Here is a 12,428-nt window from a genome sequence, read left to right as displayed (position 1 = left end):
ATATTCTTATTATATCACCGGTAACAGAATTATCAATTACTTATAACGGTTTATTTATTTTTGTATCGTCTTTTTGTATCGTTTATTTTAACCCAGATATATACTGAAAAAAGTCCCATACTAACCGATATAATAGTGATAACGCAAATCTAAAAATGTTGGAGGAAATCCTAATGAAATTAATTATCGGAGAACAGCAAATTGAGTATACAGAAATGCCATCAGTAGACGAAGTGATTGAACGGATCAATGATAGCGTGACTGAAGGGCATTATTTCAGCCATTTTATTGCCGATGGCCAAGAAGTTTACGATGAACATGAGGAGTATTTGGAGCATAAGTTGGATACGATCGAGGAGCTTGAGGTTGTCATAAAGACAGAAAAGGAATTCATGAATGACGTTATTCTGTCCGCGGAAGAGTACCTTCAGCGTGCGATTCCTGAGGCAAGAACACTTGCTGATGACTTCGGCCGTGTTCCGACAAATGAAACATGGGACAGATTCGATATGTTGGTTGGCGGGATGGAATGGCTGAATGATATGTTGAAGCTTGTTAGCAATAGCACGGAACGCCCTTCGGACTGGAAAACGTATCATCAGTTGATGTCACACATGCAAGCTGAGGTATCCAAGCTTGGTAAAGCGGTTGAAAAGAGGAAGAAGGGTGAAATTTCTACGATCATCAAGAATGGCCTACTACCTGTTTTCGAACAAATGGAGAAAGAATTCGGAACAACAATCGATTCAGAGTTTGTTCGTAAGGATTTAAATTAACTAAGCTAATGCCTACCTGGTAACGGGATAGGCATTTTTTGTGTTTTCATTTACCAGTGAAACATCATGCATGCAGGCAATCCATCACTATAGGGGTTTTCCCCTATACACCGCCTTAGTCTTGTCCTCTATTAATTAGTGGGTTGATTGTTTTAATAATTCTTTTAACCCACGAATATCATTTATCGTTCTAGGGTGAGACGCCAAAAACAATTTGACAAACCGGGCTATCGTATTCACTCCTTAAAGTGCGTACGATAGCCCGTTTTTTTATTTGGACACGAAGTTATCGAGTCGCTTGATTTTGATGAAAAGTCTAACACTTTCCGTTATGAAAATTCATATTGACAATCCAAATTCAATAGAATACACTTTTTAAGAAATGTGTTACACTATTTGCATCTTAGACTCATTAGAGTAACCTTTTGAGAACCGTGCACCGTTTTGTGGTACCGGTTACACATCGAGGAAGTATTTGGACATAAGTGTTCATGTCATGGAAAAAGGGATAAACAACAGGTTGCCATATTTTTTTACAGAAAATGTGTAACCGGTTACCTATTTTTCTGAAAACTGAGGAGGATTTTGAGAATGAGTATACTATGGGGGATCTTCGGATGTGCAGTCATTATCTTTATTGCATATCTAATGTCCGAAAACAAAAAGATCATTAATGTTCGAACGGCGCTCGTTGGGTTCTTTGCGCAAGTCCTATTAGGATTTATCGTCCTGAAATGGGGAGCCGGGATCGCAGTCGTGGAGTTTGTCTCTGACGGTGTCAATAAAGTTATGGGTTATGGGATGGAAGGTCTCTCCTTTGTATTCGGATCATTAGCAGATAAAAATGGCCCGGTTGGATCTATATTTGCAATTAATGTATTGACGATTATGGTTTTCCTATCTGCCCTTATCTCTCTATTATATTATTTTGGCATCATGCAATTTATTGTCAAAGTAATGGGCGGATTAATTTCAAAGTTTATGAAAACAGGTTATGTAGAATCAACGAATGCTGCAATGAATATCTTTTTGGGTATGACACAATCGGCTATTTCCGTTAAACCGTATATTAGCCGGATGTCCAGGTCGCAAATCTTTGCCATCATGGTTGGTGGATTGGCTTCCGTTTCCGGGGCGGTCTTAATCGGGTTGGCAGCAATGGGCATTCCAATTGAATATTTGCTTTCTGCAGCGATTATGTCCGCGCCCGCAGGCTTAATGCTTGCGAAGCTCATTATTCCTGAAACAGAACCGCTCAATCCGGATGAATGGAAAGAGATGGACGACTACATGGGTGAATCTAAAAAAGATACCAATATAATGGATGTCATTATTAATGGCTCTAGAGAAGGGTTAAACCTCGCTGTCAATGCAGGGATTATCTTGATTTCTATTATTGGGCTTGTTGCATTGTTGAACGGAATATTGGGCGGAGTCGGATCACTAGTCGGATTGCCTGAGCTTTCATTTGAAACGATCATGGGGTATATCTTTGCGCCGGTCGCGCTCATCATCGGTATTCCTTGGAGTGAAGCGTTAGCTGCAGGGAACTTGCTTGGACAAAAGATGATTTTGAATGAATTCGTTGCTTTTACATCGCTATCAACAATGATGGAGCAGTTCTCCGAAAAATCGATTGCAATTTTGACATTTGCATTATCAGGTTTTGCGAATATCGGATCAATCGGAATCATTCTCGGAATCATGATCGGTGTAGCACCGACTCGTAAAAAGGATATTCAAGCGATGGCTCTTAAAGCATTGATTGCTGCTACTTTAGCTAACTTGCTAAATGGAGCGATTGTAGGTTTGTTCTTCTTCTAAACAATATACTAATAGATAATCTTGACTCACAACCTTTTGTCATGCAAACTATCTGTAACCGGTTACCGATAATTACCAATGGGGTGATTTGTAATGGCTTCGATTAGAGATGTTGCAAAATACGCAAGCGTATCCGTTGCAACCGTGTCACGGGTGTTGAATGACAAAGGGTATGTGGGTGCAGAAACACGGAAGAAAGTGGAGGCCGCCATCGCGGAACTGAACTATCGACCGAATGAAGTTGCAAGAAGCTTGTTTAAAAAGCAGTCGAAGACAATCGGATTAATTCTGCCGGATATTATGAATCCATTCTTTCCTGAATTAGCCCGGGCGATTGAAGATACTGCATCCAAGCTTGGGTATACCGTGATTTTATGTAATTCCGATGAAGACGAGGAAAAAGCACAGCGGTATATAGACGTTTTGCTTCAGAAATATGTAGATGGCATCATCATCTCCTCCAACACAATACTGGAGAAGACGATTCGCGAGCTGAATATACCTGTCGTTTGCATAGACAGGGAAATCAGTAAAGATATCCCAACTATTGTCGTAGATAACAAAAAAGGCGCGCGAATGGCTACCCGTTTTTTAAAAGAAAAAGGGCGCAGGAAGATCGCTCATATTAGAGGACCGATTGATATCGTAAACGCCAATGAGCGCTGCGAAGGCTATCGAGAAGTAGTGTCAGGCGAACAATGGTTCAATGAAAGTTATATCGTCAATGGAAACTACCGTATGGAAACGGCAACAGAGGTTGTGCTGGAGCTTTTACGGCAACATCCCGAGATTGATGGGATCTTTGCTGCAAATGATACGATGGCAATTGGCGCGATGAAAGCGGCGTATCAGCATGGATTGAAGGTTCCGGAAGAGATTTCGATCATTGGATTTGACGGCATCGCTTTAGGGAAGGCGTCAATCCCAGAACTGACAACAATCGAACAGCCTCTGTATAAGTTAGGGCAGACGGCGGCGAAGGTACTCATCAAGCTTATAAAAGGGCAGGACATCGAAAAAACATTTTATCAGTTTGATGTTCAATTAGTGGAAAGAGATTCAACGTAAGGAGGGTGAAATCATCATGGGACAAGCCCCTAAAATAACAATCGTCGGAAGTATCAATATGGACATCGTGACGATTACCGATCAACTGCCTAAAATGGGTGAAACGATACTCGGTCAGCAGTTTCAAATGAATCCTGGCGGAAAGGGTGCAAACCAAGCGGTCGCGTCCGCGAGACTAGGCGCTGCCGTTCAAATGATCGGCTGTGTAGGAGAAGATCTATTCGGTAATGAGTTGATCGCACATCTTAACAGCGAAGGCGTTGACGTGAGCAATGTGGAACAAGTTGCTACGCAGACTGGAACTGCTTCCATCACCGTTTCCAATAAAGATAATAATATTATTGTTGTACCAGGTGCGAATAATTATGTGACGGCTTCATTCGTGGAAGCTAAGAGAGATGTAATTGCAACTAGCGACATTCTAATTCTGCAGCTTGAGATACCGTTGGAAGGTGTCCAAAAGGCAGTTGAAATTGCGAAGGATAATGGCGTGATTGTCATCTTGAATCCGGCTCCTATCCGTGAGCTGCCAGCTGATCTACTTAACAGTGTCGATTATTTAACACCGAACGAACATGAAATCAAGCATTTGACGAATGAGGAAAATCATGCGGAGCTCATTGAGAAAGTGATCCTAACTAAAGGCAGTGAGGGTGTTTCTTATTTCCAGGACGGCAAGGAGATGAACATCCCGGCTTATACCATTGGCGTTGTAGATACTACGGGTGCTGGCGATTCATTCAATGCCGGGTTTGCTGTGGCATTGGGGCAGGGTCTATCTGTAGAAGCTGCCTGTCAATATGGCAATGCAGTAGCTGCTCTATCGACGACTAAGCTCGGCGCACAAACGGGAATGCCAACTGCTCCTGAGGTTCAGGAGTTTCTAATCAGTAAAAACTAAGTAATAGGAGTGAGTGGTTTGAAAAAGGTCATTTTAGACGTGGATACGGGTGTAGATGATGCACTCGCCATCCTTTATGCAGTCAATAGTAAACAACTAGATATTCTTGGGATTACAGCAGTATCTGGTAATGTCCCGCTCGAGCAAGTGAATATCAACACCAATAGGATTGTGAAGCTATTGGGAGTGGAAGACCGAATCAACGTGTATAAAGGTGCAGACCGTCCACTCTTAAAACAGCCTTATCACGAGTTCAGAGTACACGGAAATGACGGTGTCGGCGGAGCGCTTGACGATATTGCGATCGATTTTCCTGAACATGATGTCTTTGCTCCGGACTTTATTATTGAGCAAGCGAAAAAGCATAAAGGTGAACTTACACTAATTGCAGTCGGGCCGCTTACAAACGTTGCGTTGGCTGTACGTAAAGAGCCGAGATTGGCTGAATGGCTGAAAGAAGTCATCATTATGGGAGGCCTCGTCCAATCAGCGGGAAGAGGAAATACGATTCCGACATCTGAATTCAATATATATGCGGATGCAGAAGCGGCAAAAATCGTTTTCCATTCAGGAATGAACATTACGTTAGTTAGTTTAGACGTAACGAGACAAGTGTTGCTGACAGAAGAGCATATCGAAGAATTAAAAGGTACGAAGTATTACGATTTCGTTAAGCAAAGCACTGTCGATTACAGACAATTTTCGATTAACCTGTACGGCATAAACGGTTGCGCGTTGCACGATCCGTTATCGGTCGGTGTCGCTCTAGATCCGACATTCGTCCAAACAGAAAAATATTATGTCGATGTAGAAACACAATCCGAACTCAGCTACGGTCAAACGATCTGTGACTTCAGAAACATCCTGAAGAAAGAACCGAACGTCAACATCTGCGTCGGTGTAGACAGTGAAAGATTCCTGCAAGATTTCTTGGAGTACTTAAAGAGATAATGAAACAAAAAGTCCCGCTGGGCGTTATGCTTACGGCGGGATTTTCAGCAGTTTGCTCAGCTATTCAAGATCAGCTTTCATGCGAGTGGTTATCTCGTTTGAATAGCTGATTTTTATGTTATACTGGGTTGCTTGCAGTATTGAATATAATGAAGTTGAGGAATGCATATGTCGAATGAACAATTGAAAAAAGGGAGTCTTTTGGCGTTTTTGCCGCTTATTGTCTTTGTTGTCCTGTTTATCGGCTCAGGGATTGTGACAAAAGACTTTTATAATATGCCTTTGAACGTGGCGATGCTGGTCGCAGCGGCTGTGGCGCTTACGATGAATCGTCGGGAGACGTTCAGCAACAAGGTCGATGTCTTCATGAAACATGCGGGGCATCCGAATATCATTTTAATGGCTGTCATTTTTCTTTTGGCGGGTGCCTTCGCGGGCGTGGCGAAAGGGATGGGGGCCGTTGAATCGACGGTAAATTTAGGTTTGTCGTTGCTGCCTGCGAATCTGCTCATTGTCGGCTTGTTTGTCATCGGCTGTTTCATATCGATTTCGATGGGGACATCGATGGGCACGATTGTCGCTTTGGCGCCGATCGGTGTAGGGATTGCCGCACAAACGGACGTACCAGTAGCACTCGCGATGGCAACGGTCATTGGCGGCGCGATGTTCGGTGATAATTTGTCGATGATTTCGGATACAACGATTGCGGCGGTCCGAACGCAGCATACAAAAATGAAGGACAAGTTCAAAGTGAACTTCTTCATTGTCCTTCCGGGTGCGATTGTGACGATGGTTCTTCTCGCAGTGTTGACGCATGGCAATTCAGCGGAGCTTACTGGTGAATACCCGTTTGAATTGATTAAAATCTTGCCGTATGTGGCTGTGTTAGTGGCGGCATTGCTCGGTGCGCATGTATTGGTCGTGCTCGTCGGTGGCACGATTTTTGCGGGTGTCATTGGACTGCTGGATGGTTCCTACGATCTGGCTAGTTTCTTGCAGACGGCTTCAGCTGGAATTATGTCCATGGAGGATTTAGCGATTGTTTCCATTTTGATTGGCGGAATCGTCGGGATCATTCAGCATAATGGGGGCCTTGATTATTTACTGCGTGTCATCACAAGCAAAATCAAATCGAAAAAAGGCGCCGAATTTGGCATTGCAGGGTTAGTGAGTGCGGCAGATATTGCAACTGCCAATAATACAATCGCAATTATCATTACGGGACCGGTCGCGAAGCGCATCGCGGATGAGTACGGCATCGATCCCCGGAAGTCGGCCAGTTTGCTTGATACATTCTCAAGCGTCTGGCAAGGCGTCTTGCCGTACGGTGTCCAAGTGTTGGCGGCTGCGGGACTAGCGGCGATTTCACCGTTAAGCATCATCGTCTATTCGTTCTACCCTGTACTGATGGGGATTTGCTGTGTTATTGCGATCTTGATTGGGTACCAGCGGTTTAAAAGAGAAGCATAATAGAAATCCCGCTTGGCACATAGCCAGTGCGGGATTTTTTAATTCACATCTTGAATCGGTCGATGATGTTTTTGGTGCCTGTGTAAGAAACTATTCAGACTATGCGCTACAATTGTATAACCACAACCAATAAGTCAGCTGTATCAACTGATGGTTGATAGATAGCTGTATTTTTATGAGTTTAGATGAATTGTCATAAATGTGTGATGCACAGGCACCGAAAATGGGCACCGGAAACGGTCGAAAACTGAATAATGAACAAGTTTTCTAAAATTTTCATCCATTCGCTTGAAAGTATCGTATAATAGAAGAAAAAATGGGGGAATAACAAATGGATTACCTATATAACCCATACACGACAACGCGTCACACCGTATTTGCTCGGAAAGGGATGGTGGCGACGTCGCAACCGCTGGCGGCTCAGGCGGGCATTGAAGTGATGCAGAAGGGCGGAAATGCGGTCGATGCGGCGATTGCCACTGCCGCTGCGCTCACTGTCGTCGAGCCTACGACGAACGGAATGGGCGGCGATGCGTTTGCGATTGTATGGATGAAGGACAAGCTATATGGCTTGAATGCGTCCGGGCCTGCGCCGGAAGCGTTGACGCTTGAGGCGATGAAAGAGGCAGGGCATGAAAAGATTCCTGCAATGGGTTATGCGCCAATTACGGTGCCCGGGGTTCCGTCTGCTTGGGCAGAGCTATCGAAAAGATTCGGCAAGCTGCCTTTGATCGAGTCGCTTGCTCCGGCAATCCGCTATGCGGAGGAAGGGTACCCGCTCACGCCGATTTTAGGGAAATATTGGCGCATTGCATACAAGAAATTCGTAGAGCTTGATTCCGATAAATTCGATGAATGGTTCAGAGTGTTCGCGCCGGATGGTCGGGCTCCCGAAATTGGGGAAATGTGGAAGTCGCCGGATCATGCGAAGACGCTGCGTGCAATCGGTGAAACGAATGCGGAGTCGTTCTATAGAGGAGAGCTTGCGGATTTGATTGATGCGCATGTAGCGACTAACAATGGGTATCTCCGTAAATCCGACTTGGAGAAGTATAAAGCGGAATGGGTGGACCCGATTTCAACGAATTACAAAGGCTATGACGTATGGGAAATTCCGCCGAACGGGCAAGGCGTCGTGACGCTCATGGCGCTCAATATTTTTTCGGAAATGAATCCAGCGGCAATAAACGACGTACAGTCGCTGCACGAACAGATTGAGGCGATGAAGTTGGCGTTTACCGACGGAAAAGCATTCATCACTGAAGAAAAGGATATGCCGATTGACATCGAGCACTTGCTGTCGAAGGAATATGCAAAGAAGCGGGCTGCTACAATTACAGAGCGGGCATCAGTTCCGGAGCCGTACGACTTGCCGAGAAGCGGGACAATCTATTTGGCGACTGCAGATGAAGAGGGCAATATGGTTTCATTCATCCAATCGAATTATATGGGCTTCGGATCGGGTGTTGTCGTGCCGGGAACGGGCATCACGCTTCAAAACCGCGGCATGGATTTTTCACTGGATCCGACACATCCGAACGTATTGAAGCCAGGCAAACGTTCCTACAACACGATCATCCCTGGATTCCTGACGAAGGATGGACAAGCTGTCGGTCCGTTCGGAATCATGGGCGGTTTCATGCAGCCGCAAGGCCATTTCCAAGTCATCGTCAACACGGTCGATTATCATCTGAATCCGCAAGCGACGTTGGACGCACCGCGCTGGCAATGGATCGAGGGGAATAAAGTGCACGTCGAACCAAACTTCCCGAACCATATCGCACAGGCACTCACCCGATTGGGGCATCAGATTGTACCGACATTGGACAGCGGATCATTCGGTCGTGGCCAGATCATCTGGCGCAATCCGGAAACAGGCGTCCTATCAGGTGGAACAGAATCAAGGACGGATGGGACGATTGTGGCTTGGTGAGATATAAATACTGACAAAACACCTCCTTCTCGGTTCCAGACGAATCGATACAGGAGGTTTTTTATTTTTAACCACAAGTGTCAACCAATTCAGAACCTTCTTGTGATAAAATAGTTAGAAAGAGACACCAGGGTAGGTGAGAATCGATGAAGACAAAGCCCATTTTACTATCCAAGCTGATGCCGCCGACGCCGTCCGCCACGTATATGCGGAGAGCTTTGTTCGTCAAAAAGATGAAAATGGCGGACCGGGTGAGGCTGACGTTGTTGCATAGCGGGGCGGGGTATGGGAAGAGTTCGGGGCTTTCTGCGTATTTTCATGACACGAAAGCTGTGTATAGCTGGTATTCGGTGACAGGGGAAGACGACGACGTCCTTCCATTCATCACCTATCTGACGCAAAGCATTCGCCGTGTCGTGCCGGAGTTCGGTGCATCGTTATCCGAATGGGACAGGCCGAATTTGCATCCAAAGGAATTGGATCCCGAACGATGGCTCGCCCTTTTCATCAATGAGCTTTGTGAAATCGATACACCTCTCTTCATTGTGATAGATGATTTCCATCACGTCGACCATGTATTTTTAGTGAATTATCTTGTTGAAAAGATGGTTGATTCATTACCTCCCAACACCCGCCTAATCGTCGCAACGAGGAACCGTCCGCGTTGGGCAAGCCTCGTAAAGTTGAAAGTTACGGGGCAGCTAAACGAACTGTCGGAAGAGGACTTTCTGTTTTCGGAAGAGGAAGTAGCCGTCTTCTATGAGGATTATTTTGATCAAACACTTACCGATGCAGAGGCAGCTTCTGTCATCCGGTTGACAGAAGGATGGGCGATTGCCGTCAATCTGCTTGCACTCCATCTCGCCGGTGGTGAAATCCATTTGCCGACTGCAATGAAACCCGCCTTGCATGACTTGTTTGCCTATCTTTCCGAGGAAGTTTTCAATCGGATGGGGGAAGAAGAAAAGGAATGGTTGCTGGCCTTTTCGATCTTCCCAACGTTTTCCTTGGAGATAGTCGAAAGGTTTTATGGGAATGAAGCGGCAAACACACTCCGGCAGCTTGCGGAACGCCATGTGTTCATCCAACCGCTAGGGGAAGGGACATACCGGTATCACGCGCTGTTCCAACAATTTTTGGAACGGAAATGGCAAGCTGTCAATTCCGACCAGTTTTATTCAACCCAAAAACAGGCGGCGGAATTTTATCTTCGGCAATCAAACCCGATTCAAGCGATATCCCATGCCGTAAAAAGCATGGACACATCTTTCATCGGACAAATTATCGTCGACAACGGCGTTGCCCTGATTAAAGCCGGCCAGTTCGAGTGGCTGCTTGAAATCATCAAAGGCTTATCGCCGGACGTTTTCGCACAGTTCTACCCTCTCTATTTCTTCGAAGGGGAGGCGCATCGGTACCGTGCTTTTTACGAGAAAGCACGAGTGGCATATTCGGCATGCATCGAAGCGGCCGAAAAACGGGGGGACGATTATTTTGCGGGGCGTGCACATGCCGGCATCGCTAATATTTATCTAGATACAATCCAACCAGGATTGGCGGATCCATATTTAATGAACGCAATCCTTTTCGCCGAGAAAAGCGATAGGACGAGCGTATTGGAAATGGAATTGTTGAAACGGCAATTCGCGGAAAATCTCGTCAACCTGGGGAAGGCATCGGATGCTGCAAAATGGGTGGAGCAGGAAATCCATGATAAAAGCATCCTACGCGAAGGGAATTTGGATGCGAGGATTGCGTTGCGCACGGGAAAGTTACGGGAGGCGCAGGCGTACTTGTCGGAACGGGTGGACAGTTTGACGCTGCCTGATGCACACCGGGAAACGGATATCCTCCTATCCTTGATCTACTCGATGACCGGCGAGAATGAACTTGCTTTGGAGAGTGCTGAGAGGGGGATACAGCTTGGTCGGAAGGAGAAATCGGGCTTTATCGAAGCGGTCGGGCTCATCCGTATGGGGCATGCGGAAATTATAGCCGATCGGGGCGATGTGGCGATTGCCAAAGATCATTATATCCGGGCGATTGAGCGGATGGATGAGCTGAACGTTTCGCGTGGTAATGCAGAGCCGTATATGGGTTTGTCTATCGTGGCTGCACGGCAAGGGGATTTTGCAGAAGCAATCCGGTACGGGGAAGCAGGCTTGCGGGAGACGGAGCGCGTCAATGATGGCTGGTTGTCTGCATTGATCCATATCGGACTTGCAATAGTACATTTTTACGCGAACAACGAAACGGATATGGAACAGCATCTGAATGAGGCGGGGCGGCTTTTCGGGGAGTGCGGTGATTTGTACGGGGAAATGGTGACAGCGTTTTGGTCGATGAATTTGTATGACCGGACAAAAGCGGACCAGCATTATTCAGAGCATGCGGAACGTTTTTTCACGCATTGCCGAGACTACCCTTTCTTTTTGATGACCGACACAATTTTCGGCCCGTTCGACCGTCAGTCCATTCATCCTTTAGTACTTAAAGCTGCCCATATCCATAAAGAAAACGCCGACATTCAGCACGCAATCCACCTACTTGGTTTAGAGGACACCGCTTCACATCCCGGATATAAAATGGAAGTGCAATTATTAGGGCCATTCGCGATTCATCTCGGGCTTGAAGAAGTGGCCGACCGGAAATGGCAGCGGGACAAGTCGAAGGAGATCTTTCTTTATTTGCTGTTGAATAAAAATCGATACGTCCCGAAAGAGGAAATTATGCAGGCGCTGTGGGAAGATGCCAACGACAAAAGTGCCGACCGCGATTTCAAAGTGGCATTGAATGCTTTGCTGAAAGTGATCGAGCCGAATCGCAGTGCGCGGGAAAACCCGTTTTTCATTCTCCGGAAGCAGACGATGTACCGGCTGAATCCGAAAGCGGATATCAGGACAGATCTTGAGCGGTTCAAAAGGCATGTGAAAACGGGCCTGTCGGAGAAGACCGCCGAAAAAGCGGTTGACCACCTATTGAAAGCAGCTGCGCTTTACAAAGGGAAACTGTTCGAGGAGAAGCTGTCCGTCGATTGGATTGCTCAAGAGCGTGAACGTGTCGAGCAGCTGTACATCCAAGCACTCGAACGCCTCGCCCAGTCATATACGAGATTGCAAGACTATGGCAAAACGATCGAGTGGGCCGAGAAGCTTTTGCGGATTGACCAGACGTGGGAGGAAGCATACCGTCTGCTCATGTACGCCCACTATCAATTGCAAAACCGCCCGCAATCGATCAAATGGTATCGGAAATGCAAATCAGTTTTACAAGAAGAGCTCTCCATTGAACCGATGGAAACGACAGAGCAGATGTATAAGATGATTATGAATGAATTATAGAGACGGTCCCGGATTTCGGGCCGTCTTTGCGTTCATATGAGTCAAGTCCATTATCTTGTGTAAATTCCCTGTCAATGCTTTCACAAAGTATTACAAAAAATATATTTGGCAATAAACAATATGCCTAGGATCCACTTGCTCGCAACTTTACTTGGAGAGGCGGG

General features: G+C 46.0%; 8 protein-coding genes. All 8 read left to right on the top strand.

Features of this window, described 5'->3' with window-relative positions; genetic code table 11:
* Nucleotides 1-173 precede the first annotated feature (173 nt).
* The 8 genes from M3191_RS14095 to M3191_RS14060 all read left to right on the top strand — a co-directional run bounded on the left by M3191_RS14095 (nucleotide 174) and on the right by M3191_RS14060 (nucleotide 12,264).
* The gene (locus M3191_RS14095; protein WP_251701015.1) at nucleotides 174-776 is read left to right on the top strand and encodes a hypothetical protein; all 603 of its coding nucleotides are present in this window, start codon (nucleotides 174-176) and stop codon (nucleotides 774-776) included.
* Nucleotides 777-1,367: 591 nt separating this feature from the next.
* Nucleotides 1,368-2,600 carry a NupC/NupG family nucleoside CNT transporter gene (locus M3191_RS14090; protein ID WP_251701014.1) on the top strand — a complete coding sequence of 411 codons (1,233 nt, stop codon included), beginning with the start codon at nucleotides 1,368-1,370 and terminating at the stop codon, nucleotides 2,598-2,600.
* A 93-nt stretch (nucleotides 2,601-2,693) separates the two neighbouring features.
* Nucleotides 2,694-3,668 (top strand): LacI family DNA-binding transcriptional regulator, encoded by a 975-nt coding sequence (locus M3191_RS14085; protein WP_251701013.1) that lies wholly within the window; start codon nucleotides 2,694-2,696, stop codon nucleotides 3,666-3,668.
* A gap of 16 nt (nucleotides 3,669-3,684) precedes the next feature.
* A complete protein-coding gene (rbsK, locus tag M3191_RS14080; RefSeq protein ID WP_251701012.1) occupies nucleotides 3,685-4,569 on the top strand; it encodes a ribokinase in 885 nt (294 codons plus the stop codon).
* An 18-nt stretch (nucleotides 4,570-4,587) separates the two neighbouring features.
* Nucleotides 4,588-5,520, top strand: a complete 933-nt coding sequence (locus M3191_RS14075; protein ID WP_251701011.1) for a nucleoside hydrolase — start codon at nucleotides 4,588-4,590, stop codon at nucleotides 5,518-5,520.
* Between the two features lie 168 nt (nucleotides 5,521-5,688).
* Nucleotides 5,689-6,990 carry a Na+/H+ antiporter NhaC family protein gene (locus tag M3191_RS14070; protein ID WP_251701010.1) on the top strand — a complete coding sequence of 434 codons (1,302 nt, stop codon included), beginning with the start codon at nucleotides 5,689-5,691 and terminating at the stop codon, nucleotides 6,988-6,990.
* Nucleotides 6,991-7,321: 331 nt separating this feature from the next.
* Nucleotides 7,322-8,923, top strand: a complete 1,602-nt coding sequence (locus tag M3191_RS14065; RefSeq protein WP_251701009.1) for a gamma-glutamyltransferase family protein — start codon at nucleotides 7,322-7,324, stop codon at nucleotides 8,921-8,923.
* 146 nt (nucleotides 8,924-9,069) lie between these two features.
* Entirely contained in the window at nucleotides 9,070-12,264 is a 3,195-nt protein-coding gene (locus M3191_RS14060) for a BTAD domain-containing putative transcriptional regulator (protein ID WP_251701008.1), read from the top strand.
* Nucleotides 12,265-12,428: the final 164 nt, after the last annotated feature.

It is taken from the genome of Sporosarcina luteola (genome assembly GCF_023715535.1).
GTDB classification, from domain to species: domain Bacteria; phylum Bacillota; class Bacilli; order Bacillales_A; family Planococcaceae; genus Sporosarcina; species Sporosarcina luteola_B.
Note: the sequence above shows the minus strand (reverse complement) of the source record. Positions and strands in the feature narration are given on the sequence as shown.

What these genes read in the sequence shown, in the direction of transcription:
- M3191_RS14095 (WP_251701015.1), top strand. Translation starts at nt 174, where the DNA reads ATGAAATTAATTATCGGAGAACAGCAAATTGAGTATACAGAAATGCCA.
- M3191_RS14090 (WP_251701014.1), top strand. Translation starts at nt 1,368, where the DNA reads ATGAGTATACTATGGGGGATCTTCGGATGTGCAGTCATTATCTTTATT.
- M3191_RS14085 (WP_251701013.1), top strand. Translation starts at nt 2,694, where the DNA reads ATGGCTTCGATTAGAGATGTTGCAAAATACGCAAGCGTATCCGTTGCA.
- rbsK (WP_251701012.1), top strand. Translation starts at nt 3,685, where the DNA reads ATGGGACAAGCCCCTAAAATAACAATCGTCGGAAGTATCAATATGGAC.
- M3191_RS14070 (WP_251701010.1), top strand. Translation starts at nt 5,689, where the DNA reads ATGTCGAATGAACAATTGAAAAAAGGGAGTCTTTTGGCGTTTTTGCCG.
- M3191_RS14065 (WP_251701009.1), top strand. Translation starts at nt 7,322, where the DNA reads ATGGATTACCTATATAACCCATACACGACAACGCGTCACACCGTATTT.
- M3191_RS14060 (WP_251701008.1), top strand. Translation starts at nt 9,070, where the DNA reads ATGAAGACAAAGCCCATTTTACTATCCAAGCTGATGCCGCCGACGCCG.